Genomic DNA, 16,115 nt, shown 5'->3' with positions numbered 1-16,115 from the left:
AAAGAATTAACGTAAGGAGACTTCATAATGGTAACAAAATATGAAACAAAAATTAATAAACTTGGACCTTCTGTATCTGAATTTCTTGGAGAAAAAATGTTTATCTTATTTGGAGAAAACGCACCAATAGAATTAGCTGAGTATTGCTTACTTATTGATGTAAACCCTGTTGAAAGGGACATTGAAGTGGGAGATATTCTTAAAATGGGTGATAAAGAGTATTCTATTACGGCTGTAGGAGATGCTGTTAAGAAAAATCTAGTATCACTCGGCCATATCACCTTAAAGTTTGATGGTTCACAAAATCCAGAGTTACCTGGAACTCTGTACCTTGAAGATGCAGATATCACTGCTGACATTGAACCAGGAAGTGCAATCCAGATTATTAGTAGATAAAGATACAGAAAAAAAGAGGCTTAACTTTGACACATCTTCAATAGAAGAAGTAACAAAGGTTAAGCCTTTATTACTTAGAGGTGAAAAACATGAAAATAGTTATTGATTCTGCAAACGTTAAGGAAATCAGAGACTTATATGAATATTTTCCAATTGATGGAGTCACCACTAATCCCAGCATTATTGTGAAAGAACAACAAACTTTTTTTCCTTTATTGAAAGAAATACGAAAAGTTATTGGAGAAGAGAAGGAGCTCTTTGTTCAAGTGATTTCTGGAAAAGCAGAGAATATCGTAGAAGAGGCTCGTTATGTGACTAACTCCATATCTGGAGACGTTGTTATAAAAGTTCCTGTTACAATAGAAGGGATAAAAGCTATAAAGCTATTAAAAGCAGAAGGGATACGTACGCTAGCTACGACTGTATATACCCCTCTAAGTGCATTTGTAGCAGCCAAAGCTGGGGCAGATTATGTTGCTCCCTATGTAAACCGGATTGATAATTTAGGAGATGGGACTAATGTAGTTTCTGAAATTACTCGGATTTTTTCAATACATAACTTACCTTGCCAAGTCCTAGCAGCAAGTTTTAAAAATGTTAAGCAACTTCTAAATGTTACATTGGCAGGAGCACACGGAATAACTACTTCACCTGAGTTAATAAGAGCGATGCTTGAACATCCATCAATTGAAAAAGACGTTTGCCACTTTAGAAATGAGTGGGCGCAGTTATATGGTAAAGAAGCTACATCCCTAATGGTTTGAAAATTATTCTTAAGCTTAATTACTAAATTGAGTTATTGGTTATAAAAAAAGGATAGATGCATGCAGGTATTATTCCTGGTCACCTATCCTTTTACTTCTATGTTAACTTGGTTCCTCAGCTTTATATTATATTCTATATAACTATTATGCTTTTACATCAGTAGATCGCATGTAACCACGTTTCGCATGAAAAAAAGTAATATGACTACCTACTGATTTTTCCTCGACTATTTGAGTTAATATATTAGTAATAGCTAACGCAGCAAACTTATTAACTATTAATCTCTGAGGGTCAGAAGCTGATAAATCAGTACATGATAATTCACTCGGCCGTACCTCATCATCATCCTCTAAAACGTCTGGAAAAGCTTCTGCTATACACTCTTGTTTGAATAAATTCAGGTTAACACCAGTAACTACTTGTCCACTCCAACCGCTTTCTTTGTATGCCTGATGTTCCTCTTCAGTCCATTGTGTTTGAGGACGTGTTCTCCAATCGTAAGGAACAGTTACACTTTCGTTTCCGCTATCAATATAGATACATCTAGTCGATTTGAAAAAATCATACATGATCTTACGACTAAAGTTATTATCTACACATCCAATAACAATCGGAAGGATAAGTGTATTGCTATGATTGATATTCGTGTCCATGTATTCCGTTGAAAATAGGCTTCTGAGCTGTTTTGTATCTTCAACAAAAGAATCACTATACGCCCCAATATCAAGGCCATACGCAGCCGAATAACGACTTGCAAGGACATCTGCTTTTTTAAGACCTACTTCATTCTCCAAAAACAACTGATTACCTAAGTTCTTAGGTTCAATAGTGTCAGGATCTGCAATCACAAAGGCAGCCTTCTGCTTTGAAGTTCCAAGAAGTTGAGCGATATGTTGAACCACATATCCGCCTGTGCCACCCGTCCCAATCAACACGATAAATGGGAACAACTCCTTATAATCGTACCAATTATGCTTAGCTGTTTTTAATATATTTATAGTCATTATACACACACCTCAATCGCATTTTCATTAAATGCGGGAATTTTATGAAACGGATTCTCAAAGATTTCTTCAGGTTCTAGGTTTCTATGACCATACTCATTGGAGATATATTTTCTAACTGTTATGTCTGGGAAAAACTTATGAGTATTTCCTACAATGGCATAATAGCGTCCTGGCACTCTCTCAGACTGATTGTCTTGAGAAGAGGGGATAGGTTGCATATTATGGTGAGAATGGATTTCTAACACCTTTACCGCGTCCTCTACTCTCATAATAATGTCCTCTGAGCTTTCAATTACTTGGACCCAGTATTTATTTACATATTGTTGCGGGAAGTCTAAAAAGTACTTACCATCTTGTAAATAAATATCCGCATGTACCTCTAACTCTACCTCCCCATAAAATCTTGCTACTGCCACAAAATCTCTTAGTACAGTAAAAGGAATTCGAGGGAAAGGAAAAGCAGAAAAAGAAGAACCGCTGTCATAAGACAACGATTCCTCCATACAATCTGTTCCTTTTTTCTTTGCTTTCTGCGTAACGATTACGAGATTCTTAGATTTTAAGAATACGACTTCCGTGTGCTCTTTCACCATTTCCGGATAATCCTTCTCCATACGTTTGCGTAGCATTTCTCCATCAAGTGGCTTACGCTCATCTTCGCCTTCTTTTTTCTTCACTAAAAGACCTTCCGCAAGTTCTTCTGTCGTAAAGTACGATGTGATTTCAATCGATTCACCGTAATGGCGTATAACTGTATCTTCATTCACATCGAATTTTTCTGGCTCTGGCTTAGAAGCGGCTGTTGCCGAAGGTGTAGTTGGGCTAGCTTGTTTAGCTAGGTCCATCTTCTTTCTAAGAGCTTCCGCTTTCTGTCTGCGCTCCTCATCTTCACGCTTTTTCTGTTCAGCTACCTCGTCCACAATATCAAACATGCTAAAAATATCCGTTTGCTCTAAGTTAACCTTTGTCATAATAAAATCTCTCCTCTAGGTATGTTATAAATTAATTAAAAAATAACTCTCCATATGTCTTTTTAGATGGCACCAGCCATTCGTCATCAAACGGCTTGTCTTCAATCTTGTCTATGAGTTTTCGAAAATTGCTAATCCCTAATGTTGTTCTTACTCCATGGTCTTCATTGAATGGAGCGGAAACAAACCAACGGAATGAATGCTCTAGGTCTACTAAAGATTCCACTTCTAAACGTTGATTTTGGCCCCAACAGACAATGGCATTTTCCTTTCCTACATTAGGGTAGGGGAAGGTATAAAGTGGTGTATTATCTGTTATAGGCTTTCCATCATTTAGAGCAGCATATATCCTCATTTCCCTAATGACTTGTGTTGTTCCATGAGTGATAACTAGATACTGAACAATCATTCGTGGGAAACCAATTGTAAAAAATTCGTTCATATCATTCCCATATCGGATATCCCATTGTTTCTGAGGAATCTCCATAGTTACCCTCTGTCTAGAACGAGATTCATTTGCTGAATATCGAATGGTACCTATAGGGAGGGCAGGAGTGCTAAGTTCATCCATTCTTGCTCCATCAGCATCTAATAAATTATCTGGCTGAGATTGAAGAGCTTTGATGAAATCCTCAATACCTATATGAAACGGACCCTTTCTTACTCCACTATCGTTAACTTGGTAAGCCACAATAGGATAATTAGTGTTTGTTGGACAATCTGATAATTCAAACTGCCATTTCATAACTTTCACCCTCCTCAACTGATATCTTTGCCAATATATCTTCACAAATGATATAAAGTGGATCTGCCCAGTCAACAGCGCCATCTTCTTCGTCATAGACGATAAGAATGCCCTTATCAAAATGAACAATTTCCCCATAACCTACGTACCATTGGTTTATGTTATATCCTCCACCAAAACCTCGATTCTCGAATCTATTGATTTGATCATCAAGTAAGACAATGATATTGGTTGTACTGTACAAATGATTGTCATAACTGGCTTGATTACACCAATATTTAATTTCTTCTTCATCGTCTTTGTCATAACTTGAGTACAATTCACAAATCTCCACTACCTCTTCAATTGCTCGTAAGAAGATAGATAAATCATTGTAGTCCTCAAAGCTACTACTAATTGCATAGTCAGAAAAGACGTTCATGTTTATGCCCGCATCATATGCTACTTTTAATAGCATTAGGGTATTTAATGAATATTGATGCTGATAAAGATCATCTCTTGTTTGCATCATGTACCTCCTATATAAACGGATAGGGAGATGTTGGTCTTACCTTCTGAACATCAACCAAACCGGTAATTTTATCGGAAATCATGAGCATTTGGGTATAAGGGTGGTTAGGGTCCAAACATAGCTCACCATCCTCATTTTCATCTGTTATCGCATCTTCTAATTCCTCCATCACATCCATAATGTGAGCTCTTCCAAAGGCACTCCAATTAATATCATTAATAGGCAAACCTTGTTGAATGACCATTAATACATAATTCTGTTCGTTCCTTTGATGTAACACTTCTACTTTTTTCTCTTCGACTATCTGAGTAAAACGGTCAAAGTTAAAGGTACTCATGTTATTCCTCCCAATGAAAAGGAGCGAGCTAAGATAGCAACGCTCACTTTAATGTTTTATTCTTCTCTTGGATTAGTACGTTCTAACAGGTAAGATCAATTGCAATTCATCAACTGTCGATTCAAAAGGAGTGACTAAGAATGGTCTCATATTCCCTTGATACTTAAAGAAGACAAAATCATCATCAATCGCCTTAAGAGCGTCAATTAAGTACTTAGCTGAAAAGGAGATATCATACTCGGTCTCTTCACCTTCAATGCTTTCGTACTCAACAACTGATTGTCCTTTTCCTGTTTGAGCGGTGTGTGAAGAAATTGTAGCTGCTCCATTCACATGTAGCTTTACAATTCCGTTCTTCCCATTATCTGTTGTAACGGCGATCCCTCGAACGATCTCTAACTCTTCTAAAAATACCTTCCGGTTAATTTTCATTTCCGATTTAAATTCACTCGGAATGAGACGAGAGGTGTCAGGATAGTTCCCTTCTAAGAGACGACAATAGAAAACCAATGGCCCGTTTCTAAAGATAATTTGATTATCTGACTCACAATAAACATGTACGTCTTCTGCGAGGTCAAATGTTTTATTAAACTTATCTAAAGATTTGGCTGGAATGACAAATTTAAGGTCTTTTCCAGTATTAGAAGTAGTTTTCACTTGTCCTAAGCGGTGGGAGTCCGTTGAAACAAAGTTCATACAATCTCCGCTCATATTTAAGCAAACACCCGTTAGGATAGGTCTTGTCTCTGATTCCGCAGCAGCAAAAACCGTTTTCTTTGAAATAGCATGAAACTCTGTTCCTTTAAAAGAAAAAGTCGGTTGGTCAATTGCGTAAGAAGGAAGCTTTGGATATTCCTCTGGGTCAAAGGTGTTCATATCAAACTTAGAACGTCCTGAAGCAATAGCAAGGATATGTCCATTTAATTTCATGGTGATTTCCTTTTTAAACTTCTTTAAGACTTCTGTTATTTGCTTTGATACAACCGTTTTTCCTGGTTTAATCACTTCAACATTTTCTCCATCTACGGCAACCATAAAACGAAATGTTTCATTTGCATCTGAACCAATAAAGATAATCTCTTCATTCGTCACTTCCATATATATGCCTTGCAGGATAGGAGTGCTATGTTTAGGGTTTACCACCTTTTCTACTTTCTTTAATGCTTCACCAAGTACTGTAGGGTTGATTTTTAATTCCATAATTCATTCCTCCAAATATAATTAGTCATTTGTTTTTTAAATAAAAAAAGCACAAAGAAGAATAAATCTCTTCTTTGTGCTTACCTCCGCTAATTAAGCGATTCTTTGTAATGCTCCTGTTTGTAAGTCCTCTTTCACCATTTCGGAAACTTCCTTTACAGTGTCGATGGTCACATAAGTAAAGCAAGAGAATAAACTCTCAACCTTTACAGTAGGAACTAGTATTTGTACATATCTCTTAAGTACATCCTCTAATGAAACCTTAAAGTGTTTAGCAAGCAGAGTTAAATCACTAACAGGCTTTAATACATTGTAATAAAGCACTAATTCTTGTTCTGTTGCTTGTTTACCAACTTCTGAAAGGCTGTTTTGTTGAATGTTAGGATTAACTCGTTTAAACAATGGAATGATCCATTCTTGTTTGTTAATTAAGCCTGTATTCTTCAAAAACATATCAATATCATTTAGAACCTTATTTCGGTTAAATCCATCAGATTGCTTTTTATTTGGTTGCGTCTGATTTTGTTTAGGTTGCTTGGATGGTTCGTTGCCTGTTTGTTGCTTCGGAGGTTGGGAATTACCGTAATTTTGATTCTGAGTAGAACGAGAGGATTGATTTCCTTTTCCTCTTTCATTCTCTGGTAAAGCCCAATCTGGAAGTTTTGGAGGCATCCAATGTCCCTTAACCTTAGACTTTTCGTCGTTGATATAAATGGCTCCAGGTTGTTTACTAGATGACACTTCAACATACGTTTCTGTGAGGTTATAGAGATATCTTCCAATTCCCCAAAGTGCACCTGCACGTTTTATGGCTCCACTAAGTCCTCCTTTGAAACTCTCAAACTTAGTTGGTTCAGCACCATCAGTTTTACTTACCCATTCACCGTCAATAAAACATGAGATAGTACATAGTACTCCTCCTCGAAAGTCAGTGAATTCATTTTGCCAGCCAGCGGGTCCAAAAACTTCATCCAAACGGTTTTGAATGGCGCGAGAATCTACATATGCTAGAACCATCGCCCAAGGTCCTTTTGCTGAAATCCCACTACGACTAACTCTCCACTCAATGTCCTTAGAAGGAAATGGCGCTTGTAACTTCTCCATAACTTCTTCCATCGTACAATCCTTTTTTAACATAATAACAGCCCCTTAAAATTTTATAGATAACCTTTCCACCTCGTGACTTTCTGTTTTTTAAACGCAAAAAAGCCTTTGAGAATTGATAGTTTTACAGAAATAAGCATAGATATGCCACTTCATGTATTCCATCAACCTCAAAGGCTGCTTATAGTTTAATAGAATCCGCTAATCCCAACAAAAGGATTGCCAAAAAATCAAAAAAATAAAAAAAGCTTATGCCGATATTATACATTCGTTTCTCCAAATAGACAATAGAGGGGAAACTAAATCATTTCCTTCAGTTCCATTTCAATTTTGTCCTTACCAAGAGAAGAAATCTCATAAGCCCCAAAATGAACTTGGACAATAAGAGTAATATTTATTATACTGCTTAATGTACCAAGGAGGCTGACATCATGAAACGAATAAAACATTCTAAAGAATTTAAATTACAAGTCATCAAGGAAGCCCAAGACACAGGGAAGAATACCCTTGTAGCTCGCCGGTATGATCTGAATCCCAATATGGTTAGTCGCTGGGTTCGTGAATACAAAGATGGTAAATTTGGTGAAGTAGATGTGGCTGTGCTGCCAGATATAGACTCCAAAGAATTATCCAAAGAAAATGAAAAACTTAAAATGTTATTAGGTGAAAAAGACCTTGAAATAGCGATCCTGAGGGATCTTATAAAAAAGAAAAACCCTCACTTGCTGAAAAGCATGAAGTAGCTAACAAATGGATTCAAAAAGGCTACTCGATTTCAAAGGTGCTTAAAATCATAGGTATTCCTCGATCCACATACTACTATCAAAAGAATTATCGTGTTGAGGAGAAAAAAGTAAGTGAGGGACGTCCAGCACCAGGTTATTCGATCCAAGAGGACGGTCAAAAGATATCAGACGAACAGATTAAAGAATTTCTACTAGAAGAGATTGCCGGTGATTGCTATAACTATGGTTATCGCAAACTCACTAAGGTCTTAAGGCGAAAATACAAACTTAAAATTAACAAGAAAAAAGTATACCGGATTTGTAAAGAATTGGGCATCTTACGCCCACAGCGCCAAAAGAAAGTCTCATACCCTAGGAAACTAGCAAGAAATCGCATTATTACAAGATCTAATCAGCTATGGGAAGCTGACATTAAATATGGCTTTATCGAAGGTGAGGATCGCTTTTTCTTTGTCATGTCCATCATCGATGTTTATGACAGGGGCATCATTACCTATCATATGGGATTAAGCTGCACTGGAGATGATGTCAAACAGACACTGAAAAGGGCATTATTAAAACGCCAACAATATGATGAATTGGAAAAACCTGTAATCCGAACAGACAATGGACCGCAGTTTATTTCCCATACTTTTGAAAAGTTTTGTGAAGATTCCAAAATTGAGCACGAAAGAATTCCACCAAGAACACCAAATATGAATGCTCATATTGAGTCTTTCCATCGCATTTTTGAGGACGATTGCCTATCCAGATGGCAGTTTGAAACCTACACAGAAGCATATCAAGAAGTCATGAATTTTATGGAGTTCTACAACGAGAGACGTATGCATTCTAGTATACTAGATTTGTCACCAAAGGAATTCTATCAAAAACAAGATTCATTGGTGATCAAGGAGGTTCGGGTGTAATGGATGTATTCATTCAAAGCATCAGCTTGATTTGGAGTGGCGGGCATGATAGCCTCGTTCGGCGATGCCAATGTTGTAAAACAGCTGGCTTCTTGGCAGGAGAATCATGCCCGCAGAGGCTCCATGTCAAGCAACATGGCCTTTTTGAAGAATAATGAAAGAAATCTATAAAATAAAAAACTGAGGAAATGAAAGAATAAGAGAGTTATTGTCCAAAATTCGGGGGTTAATCCGAAATGACTTTTCTTTCCCTAAACTTACTCTTTCAATCTAATAATTATTGACATAGTTCTTCTCCTTCAACTTAAATTAAATCAAACGTAAAAATTGGGTTATTTCTTATTACTGAAGAATTAATAATTAATGAATAAGAAGAAGGAGGGGATGTAGCATGGAAACCAAACATTTATCTGGCTTGATTAAAGAAATCATCCAATCCGTAGAGGGTTGCTATACTACTACAACAGAGAAAAAGAAATGGGGGTTTACTACCAAAAATAAATGGGATATAAAATGGGGTCAGGTAGATGTAACTGAAAATAAAATACGGATTGTTCTAGATACGATACCCGGTAAGTATTCAGAAGAAGCCATATTAGAACTCACAGAAATACCTGTAAAATCCAAAGGTAGTAGATCCACTGGATTCTTTATTAAAAAGACAGAGAAATCAATACCCCATTACGATGCTATTGAGATTTCAATTTATGAGAAAGACTTAGCAAACATCTATTCTAACAAGTTACTCGATTTTATTAAAACCACTTCTGAGGAATCTGGTTTTAAAACAAAGGCTCCAATGTAATTCTCTAATATCTCTCCTTAATTAAATCTTTAAATTTATGGTGTGTGTGCTATAATACATATATAACTCAATTAATTAAAGCGATGACCGCTCAATTCCTCCTTAACATAAGGGGGAGTTTTGCGGTCTTTTTTTTTATTCATTTACATAGAAAGGAGATTCTCATGGTAACGGTATATAGACTTAATGAGATTGAAATTGAAGACGATATAGAAAGATTAATTATCCTTCGTAAACGCTTAAACCTATCACAATATCAATTTGCAAAGGCGGTAGGTGTCAGTACGAGTTATCTTGGACAGATTGAAAGAGGTGAACTCCCACTGTCCGTTCAATTTCGAGCTCGAATTAATGACTTTTTGAAGCGGGAGAAAGAGATGTATGAGAAAGATATTTTTAGCGATTTCTGAGAAGGATAGTAAAGAAATACAAGATTTAATTAAATCTATTGAACCAGGTATTCCGATTGTTTCTCTTCAATCCAAGAGCGAAGTAATGGCAGCCTTACGTTCTCCATTTGTCCTCTGTATAGTAAGCTGTGACCTCGTAGATGTGAAAGTTCTCGAACAAACTGAATTAAGCGGAAAGGTAATGATTCTAGATCCCTCCAACCAGATTAAAACAAACCATTCAAACATTGTTATTTGTATAAGTTCTAGTGATTTAGTATTTAAAATACGGATGTCAAAGTTTAATGATTTAAAATACGACAAACAACAAGGGGTTTTACCATCATCTAATAATAGAGAGTTAAAAAAGAATGATGACAAACCTATTGTTTCTAACCAAGAGCGGATAGAAGGAAAAGATCCACTTGCTAACCAAGCCGTTGTAGACGCAAAAAAGAATTCTAAAAAAGGGGAAATTGAAGAAAACAAGATTAGCGAAAATAAGAAACCAGAAATCGTTAAAGATGATGAGGTTGAGAAAGAAACCCCAGTTACCAACGACGAAGTAGAATCACGTGTTGATCAGACACCAATTAACATGGAGTCAGTTGAAGCTGAAAAGACAGTGGTTGAAGAAGACTTGACAGAATCCACTACAGAAAAAACAAAGGCTTCAAAAATTAAGGAATCTAAAAGTGGGAAAAAGAGTAGTTCTTTGACTGAGAAAGCACTCGGTATAGGCGAGGCTATGGACCTTGTCACATTTAAGAATAAAAAAACAGTAGGGCTATGGGCTCCATTATCAGCTGGTGTTACTACCTTCCTTGTTGATTTCGCTATCTATCTTCAACAATTTGAAGCACCTATAGCCGTGGTTGAGGTACCAAAGAAAAATCAACATCATTTGAAAATACTAGAACGATTTGGTTCCAGACCGGACAATTGGGTATCCCTAATTGAAAATTTCCATACAACAACAGAACCAAATAATAAGTCTTTATGGATGTATCGTGGGGTTAGATGGTTTCCTTTAGGGATTAAAGATTTAACCTATAAAAGAGATAAAGAATTCACCAATAACTATTTCTTAGCGGTGAAAAGAACCAAATTTATTATGGTTGATTTACCGACTGGTGAAATGGACGCAGCAACACTAGACTCTCTTCCTCATTTAGATGAATTATGGGTTTTTGTTGATGATGATTTCGATCGACAATTAGATTGGAAAGAATTTATTAGTAATACTTTAATAGACAAGTATCAGCTTCCAATCAAACTTATTCATAGTAGAACCACTCCATTAAAAAGTCGTCCGAAAGATGTAGCAGAAAAATTTAATTTGCCACTTATCGCTGTTCTACCTGCCATGTGGGATTTATGTGTATCCAATAAGCATCAGAATAAACCGCTTATTGATAACTTAGTTGCTTTTAAAAAATTAGAACCATCCTTTTATCAATTGGCAAAAGAGTTGATTGGTGAGGATTTAGGGGAACGGTATAAGCCCGCGTTTTGGTTAAGGTTAAAAAGAAAGTTAATGGGTAGTATTGATTCAAACTAAATGATGGTGCTAGAATAATAGTAATCTATTTTTTTCTTTTAATTTTTTTGCAACCCACTTTATGTCGGGTTAGCGGTTACTATTAAACTAGCGATCTTTGGATCGAGGTAAACAGAGCTTTCTTTGAGTTGCTCTCATTTACTTCTTTCCAGAGGTCGCTTTTTTTATTTAAACCAATGGAGGTGAAAGGAATGAACTTAAAAGAGCTAAAAAAGGTCTTAATGACAGGCAAAGGATTAATTATTATTGGTACGCACACCAAAGAGCGGTTAGAGAAGCGTGGGTATACCAAAGGGGACATTGTTTCTGCAATCTTCACAGGTGAAATTGTAGAACGACAAGGAGTTAACAAAGTGGCCATTGCAGGACGAGATAAAGATGATAACCCCATTGTAATTGTGGTTGCAAAGGAATCTCTTCTGTCCTACAAGCTAGTAACGGTTATGCCGCCAATCGACCACTTTCGTTTCAAGGACTGTATTTAAACTATAAAACTGTATAAAAAGGGCTGACGTTTTTGATGATGAAACTTATGAGGCAGACAAGAGTTAAAGATTGGTTTGAGTATTATCGCACTCCATGTGTGATTTGTGGTAAAACAGGTGGATGCATGGTAAATATAGATGGTTCAGCTGTAGCATGTATCCGAGTAGAGAGTGAAACATTCTTCTCTAAAAACTCTGCTTTACCGAGCTACCTTCACTTTTTAAAGGGTGATAAGAGGAAAAAAATAGACCAAGATGAGATCGAAATTCTAAATGAAGGCTATCCAAAACAGAAGAACCATGTGCTAAATGGGGTATTTCGGTCTTTATTGGATTGTTTACAGTTAGAGGACGATCATTACAAACATTTAGTGTCTCAAGAAAGACAATTAACCGACGATCAAGTTAGTGTAAGGCAATACAGTAGTTTTCCAGATAAACCATGGGAAATTGCTCGTATGCTTCAAGAAGGATTAGAAATTGACCACTTTAAAGGGATACCTGGCTTTTATCTAAAGGACGAAAAATACTGGACAATCGCTGGAACAAAAGGAATTTTAATTCCATTTCGTAATCATTACAACGAAATCGTTGGGTTTCAATACCGTATTGATAATCCCCCTAATATCGTTGAAGTGAAAACTAATGGGCCAGGATTAAAAGCAAGAGTACTTGAACAACCAAATAAAGTTCAAGTGGCTTTCCAAGGAGAAATTATTTCTGAACAGTTTGTAAATCTAGGTAAACAATGGACAACGATTTATCATGACGGTGATATTAAAGGTTGGATTCGTGTAGTAAAAGGTAATCGGTACTTTTGGCTATCATCCGCTAATAAACCTCATGGGACAGGTTCAGGAAACCCTGCACCTATCCATGTTGCTGTACCAACAAAGAAATTACAGAACTGGAAAGAAGGAGAATTACTAAAGACTCGCACTGCTTGGTTATCCGAAGGTCCTCTGAAGTGTGACATTGCAGCTGATTGTATAGAAAAGCTATATGATCCGCTTGAGATCGAGGATATTGGTGATACCTTCTTAGCACTTCCGGGTGTAGGAGCATGGCGCTTAGCTATTCCAGTATTGAAAGAAATGGGAGTAGAGCAAGTGAATCTATGTTTCGATGCGGACGCTGTTTCAAATCCTCACGTTAAAAAACATTTGATGGAATGTGCGAAGGAATTAAAACTTCAAGGTTTCAAAGGGAACTTAATTTTATGGAACGAGGATGAAGGGAAAGGAATTGACGATTTTCTTCTTGCTGGAGATAAAATACCGCATATGAAGAAAATGTTTTAAATTTCAGGACAAGGTCGTTTACGGAGTTAAAGGAGAAAGTCTTACTTTTTAGTATAGGCTTTCTTTTTTATTTGATAAAACAACTGGATAGGAGGAGTTTGATTGAATATTGTACCTGATTGTTTAATTTGTGGTGAAAATGTCGATATGGAAAAAGATGAATTAGGTAATTGGATTTGTACTACCTGTCAGCAATACACTCATTGGACAAGGAGTGAGCAAGGGGGTTATTTTAGTTACCATATCCTTATTACTTATTTGGGTAACAAAGAACCTAAGTACCATGTGTTGAAAAATCCTGATGGAGATGGCTGGGTAATAGGTGTTTTTTATTCGTTTATCGGTGGCGAATATGTCCCCTTAGAAGAGGATGGTGAAGAACCTTTAATTTTCTCTACAGCTACAGATGGAATGAATTATGTTGATGAGGAGTTAGAGGGAAACAACCGCTGAGGAGTTAAAATATTTATTATTTTTATATCACTAGTGTTGCATAAATACTGACTGAATTTTCAGTTTTAAAGTTCTTCCCGTTTAGAGCCAAAAAAGTAAGTACCTAAGCAAAGGTGGCTCCATCCATTTGGAAAAATATTTACAATTAGACAGTTGCGACGACGACAGTTTGTGTATTAAGGAATCGTTTTTCCTTCGATTTTCCGAAGCCAAATATGTGCCGGCTTCCACAAAACAGCTCTTAGATAACGGCTAATTTGTAAGGTTTTACGCTTGCTTTTTGTCTCGAGTTGAACGAGGACATGTAGGCAAAAAACGATTAATGCGATAAACACTTGATTGTGGATCGCCCATTCACTTCGACCGTAGAACTTTTTGATATTGAGGTGCTGTTTGATCCATTTGAAAAACAACTCAATTGCCCAGCGCGATTTATACATCTCTGAAATCTCTTCGGCGCTTAAATCAAAACGATTCGTAAGTAACTGAAGTTCGTTTCCTTTTGAATCCATCACTCTTAAAAGACGAAAGTAGTTCTCAGTACGGTTTTGAGTTGTACCAATCAACACCATTTGATCGGACAGAACATTCGTATCCTCGGGTAGATTATAATCGTAGACCTCTCGTATGACTGCGTTTTTACGAAGCCTAGATAGAAAAAAGTACCCATCATCTGTCATGCGATCAAAGCGTTCATAGTCTAGATAGCCCCGGTCAAATACATACATGCATTCCTTGTCGTCTACCATGATTTCGAGTTGACCACGATCATGTTCCTTTGCCATTGTTAGCACAGCCTTTTCAGGATAAGAAATTCCTTTTTCCATAAATACTAGGCGCAAATGTAACTTTACACCCGCTTTTGTTTTGCGGAACTCTGCCCATTTATGATTAGTCAAATTAAGTGGCAATGTGCTTGAATCAATGATTTTTAACGGCATGACGAGTTTGGTGTAGTGTGTTTTGGCATGAATTTGTGCGACCAGATCAAGGAAAAGTCGTTGGAATAAATCTGGATTCATCCCATTTAATCGTCGTGAAAGCTGAGAAATACTAATGGAATCCAGATCAATGCCTTTTTGGAGTTGATCATCAAAAAGACAATCACTCAACGCATGAAGACTTTCTACTTCTTCAAGCTGTGCATAAAGTAATAATTTTAAAAATGATTCCGTCGTAAGTTTTTTCGTATAGAAATCTAATTTCAATGTTTTCACTTGATCATCAAATAATTCAACATTTATAGGTGAAAACCATTGTCCAAATGATGTTTTTCGTGTAATCTTATCCATAAGATTGGTCCTTTATTATTGGATTTGGACGGGATTACCACCTGACCTATCCATTATAAAGGACTTTTTCTTTGCATAAAATAATAAAATTGAACATTTTGAGTTTTTTAAATAGTGAAATTAAATTAATACAACACTAGTGTTTTTATATTAATAATAGAGGGAAAATCACTAATGTTTTATCTAAAAACCATGTACAGGAAAAATTGTACATGGTTTTTTTATCTATAAACTACTCTTCTCTTTTTACTTTATTTATTCTTCTTATAAAACGAATAGCCCAAAAAATTACTAGGGGAATAAACCAGTATCCATCCTTCCCATTCGGAATAAAATAGATGATTCCTAATCCTATTAGAAACGTAACTATAAATAGAATCGTATCAAATCTGTCTCTCAATACACTCGCTCCCATAATCGTTTATTCAATCCTCTTTTTATATCATATCATCATTTTCAAATTTTCTATTATCCTGCATAAAATCTATAAAACTGGGAACCATAATAGTAACAATATAGTTTCGGAGTGTGATAGCAAGCTGAAAAAGTATTTAGAAGTGCGTGGAATTGATAACAATACTCTATTAACCTCACCAATGACTGGACATACTTTTTCAATTGAGTGGTTAGTAACTACCCTTGATGGATTAGGCATGGCACATAATCTTGTTCGCTCTTTAGATATATTGCCATTGAGGAATGATAAGCAACTACTGGTTAGGTATTTATCCGGTGTCGGTGACATTTACTTGGTAAGAAATGCTATGTAATTGTATAAGGCTAAAAACTAATGTCCAAAATATGGATATAAATTCAAGGAGTGATTAGAAATGCTTAGTGAATATCTAGAAGCATGCGGGTTAGAAAGAGATGCCATCATTAAACCTCCAATTGGTCGTAGCTTTACATTACAAAGATTCTTAGGAGTCATTGAGGATCGAGGCACCGGTCAGAATATTATTGATAAGATTGAGGAGCATGGTTTAAAAGAGGATAAAAAAGCAGTTGAGTTATATATAGCAGGTGTTGCTACTAGATTGATGATAGAGAAAGCTATGTAGGAGAAATTCCATCATCTTTTTTCCTAAAAATAAGGAAATAAAGACAGGATAAAAGTATTGACCATGTTAACGTTTTGG

At 36.3% G+C, this 16,115-nt stretch carries 22 protein-coding genes; 13 read left to right on the top strand and 9 right to left on the bottom strand.

Translation table 11 applies throughout. From position 1 onward, the window contains the following. Positions 1-27 precede the first annotated feature (27 nt). Positions 28-396 (top strand): PTS glucitol/sorbitol transporter subunit IIA, encoded by a 369-nt coding sequence (locus MKX65_RS26730; RefSeq protein ID WP_340906889.1) that lies wholly within the window; start codon positions 28-30, stop codon positions 394-396. Between the two features lie 89 nt (positions 397-485). Then, complete coding sequence (locus MKX65_RS26725; RefSeq protein WP_340906888.1) at positions 486-1,160, top strand: transaldolase family protein; 675 nt, start codon at positions 486-488, stop codon at positions 1,158-1,160. A 144-nt stretch (positions 1,161-1,304) separates the two neighbouring features. Here the strand turns inward: MKX65_RS26725 and MKX65_RS26720 are convergent, their stop codons facing one another. The 7 genes from MKX65_RS26720 to MKX65_RS26690 form a co-directional block, all read right to left on the bottom strand. Then, positions 1,305-2,165 carry a ThiF family adenylyltransferase gene (locus tag MKX65_RS26720; protein ID WP_340906886.1) on the bottom strand — a complete coding sequence of 287 codons (861 nt, stop codon included), beginning with the start codon at positions 2,163-2,165 and terminating at the stop codon, positions 1,305-1,307. Beyond that, positions 2,165-3,139 (bottom strand): hypothetical protein, encoded by a 975-nt coding sequence (locus MKX65_RS26715; RefSeq protein ID WP_340906885.1) that lies wholly within the window; start codon positions 3,137-3,139, stop codon positions 2,165-2,167. Before MKX65_RS26715 ends, MKX65_RS26720 begins: the two co-directional genes overlap by 1 nt. A gap of 31 nt (positions 3,140-3,170) precedes the next feature. Continuing rightward, positions 3,171-3,884: a hypothetical protein gene (locus MKX65_RS26710; protein ID WP_340906884.1), complete on the bottom strand. Its 714-nt coding sequence runs from the start codon at positions 3,882-3,884 to the stop codon at positions 3,171-3,173. Continuing rightward, positions 3,868-4,392 (bottom strand): hypothetical protein, encoded by a 525-nt coding sequence (locus MKX65_RS26705; RefSeq protein WP_340906883.1) that lies wholly within the window; start codon positions 4,390-4,392, stop codon positions 3,868-3,870. The genes MKX65_RS26710 and MKX65_RS26705 overlap by 17 nt, the downstream gene beginning before the upstream one ends. Positions 4,393-4,402: 10 nt before the next feature. Next, a complete protein-coding gene (locus tag MKX65_RS26700; RefSeq protein ID WP_340906880.1) occupies positions 4,403-4,732 on the bottom strand; it encodes a hypothetical protein in 330 nt (109 codons plus the stop codon). A gap of 72 nt (positions 4,733-4,804) precedes the next feature. After that, entirely contained in the window at positions 4,805-5,932 is a 1,128-nt protein-coding gene (dnaN, locus tag MKX65_RS26695) for a DNA polymerase III subunit beta (protein ID WP_340906878.1), read from the bottom strand. A 93-nt stretch (positions 5,933-6,025) separates the two neighbouring features. Then, entirely contained in the window at positions 6,026-7,069 is a 1,044-nt protein-coding gene (locus tag MKX65_RS26690) for a Rad52/Rad22 family DNA repair protein (protein ID WP_340906876.1), read from the bottom strand. A 398-nt stretch (positions 7,070-7,467) separates the two neighbouring features. Between MKX65_RS26690 and MKX65_RS27255 the strand changes: the two genes are divergently transcribed. The 9 genes from MKX65_RS27255 to MKX65_RS26650 all read left to right on the top strand — a co-directional run bounded on the left by MKX65_RS27255 (position 7,468) and on the right by MKX65_RS26650 (position 13,684). Next, positions 7,468-7,779 carry a transposase gene (locus MKX65_RS27255; RefSeq protein WP_016205489.1) on the top strand — a complete coding sequence of 104 codons (312 nt, stop codon included), beginning with the start codon at positions 7,468-7,470 and terminating at the stop codon, positions 7,777-7,779. 11 nt (positions 7,780-7,790) lie between these two features. Beyond that, complete coding sequence (locus tag MKX65_RS26685; RefSeq protein WP_040344397.1) at positions 7,791-8,690, top strand: IS3 family transposase; 900 nt, start codon at positions 7,791-7,793, stop codon at positions 8,688-8,690. 45 nt (positions 8,691-8,735) lie between these two features. Continuing rightward, positions 8,736-8,861, top strand: coding sequence for a hypothetical protein (locus tag MKX65_RS26680; RefSeq protein ID WP_263479876.1), 126 nt, complete (start codon positions 8,736-8,738; stop codon positions 8,859-8,861). Between the two features lie 220 nt (positions 8,862-9,081). Then, entirely contained in the window at positions 9,082-9,495 is a 414-nt protein-coding gene (locus MKX65_RS26675) for a hypothetical protein (RefSeq protein ID WP_340906875.1), read from the top strand. A 164-nt stretch (positions 9,496-9,659) separates the two neighbouring features. Beyond that, on the top strand, positions 9,660-9,905 hold the full coding sequence (locus MKX65_RS26670; RefSeq protein ID WP_340906873.1) for a helix-turn-helix domain-containing protein: 246 nt from the start codon (positions 9,660-9,662) through the stop codon (positions 9,903-9,905). Continuing rightward, the gene (locus tag MKX65_RS26665; RefSeq protein WP_340906872.1) at positions 9,877-11,445 is read left to right on the top strand and encodes a hypothetical protein; all 1,569 of its coding nucleotides are present in this window, start codon (positions 9,877-9,879) and stop codon (positions 11,443-11,445) included. The genes MKX65_RS26670 and MKX65_RS26665 overlap by 29 nt, the downstream gene beginning before the upstream one ends. A gap of 191 nt (positions 11,446-11,636) precedes the next feature. Beyond that, a complete protein-coding gene (locus MKX65_RS26660; RefSeq protein ID WP_340906870.1) occupies positions 11,637-11,930 on the top strand; it encodes a DUF4258 domain-containing protein in 294 nt (97 codons plus the stop codon). A gap of 35 nt (positions 11,931-11,965) precedes the next feature. After that, the gene (locus MKX65_RS26655; RefSeq protein ID WP_340906962.1) at positions 11,966-13,231 is read left to right on the top strand and encodes a DUF3854 domain-containing protein; all 1,266 of its coding nucleotides are present in this window, start codon (positions 11,966-11,968) and stop codon (positions 13,229-13,231) included. Between the two features lie 102 nt (positions 13,232-13,333). After that, a complete protein-coding gene (locus tag MKX65_RS26650; RefSeq protein WP_340906868.1) occupies positions 13,334-13,684 on the top strand; it encodes a hypothetical protein in 351 nt (116 codons plus the stop codon). A 176-nt stretch (positions 13,685-13,860) separates the two neighbouring features. On the opposite strand, the gene MKX65_RS26645 is transcribed toward MKX65_RS26650, so the two are convergent. Further along, positions 13,861-14,976, bottom strand: coding sequence for an IS4 family transposase (locus MKX65_RS26645; RefSeq protein WP_160549407.1), 1,116 nt, complete (start codon positions 14,974-14,976; stop codon positions 13,861-13,863). A gap of 232 nt (positions 14,977-15,208) precedes the next feature. Beyond that, the gene (locus MKX65_RS26640) at positions 15,209-15,376 is read right to left on the bottom strand and encodes a hypothetical protein (RefSeq protein ID WP_340906867.1); all 168 of its coding nucleotides are present in this window, start codon (positions 15,374-15,376) and stop codon (positions 15,209-15,211) included. A 157-nt stretch (positions 15,377-15,533) separates the two neighbouring features. Here MKX65_RS26640 and MKX65_RS26635 point away from each other — a divergent pair, with 157 nt between their 5' ends. Both MKX65_RS26635 and MKX65_RS26630 read left to right on the top strand, forming a co-directional pair. Next, complete coding sequence (locus MKX65_RS26635; RefSeq protein ID WP_340906865.1) at positions 15,534-15,746, top strand: hypothetical protein; 213 nt, start codon at positions 15,534-15,536, stop codon at positions 15,744-15,746. A 60-nt stretch (positions 15,747-15,806) separates the two neighbouring features. Continuing rightward, a complete protein-coding gene (locus tag MKX65_RS26630) occupies positions 15,807-16,037 on the top strand; it encodes a hypothetical protein (protein WP_340906864.1) in 231 nt (76 codons plus the stop codon). Positions 16,038-16,115 lie beyond the last annotated feature (78 nt).

This window comes from Robertmurraya sp. FSL R5-0851 (assembly GCF_038002965.1).
Lineage (GTDB): Bacteria > Bacillota > Bacilli > Bacillales > Cytobacillaceae > Robertmurraya_A > Robertmurraya_A beringensis.
Note: the sequence above shows the minus strand (reverse complement) of the source record. Positions and strands in the feature narration are given on the sequence as shown.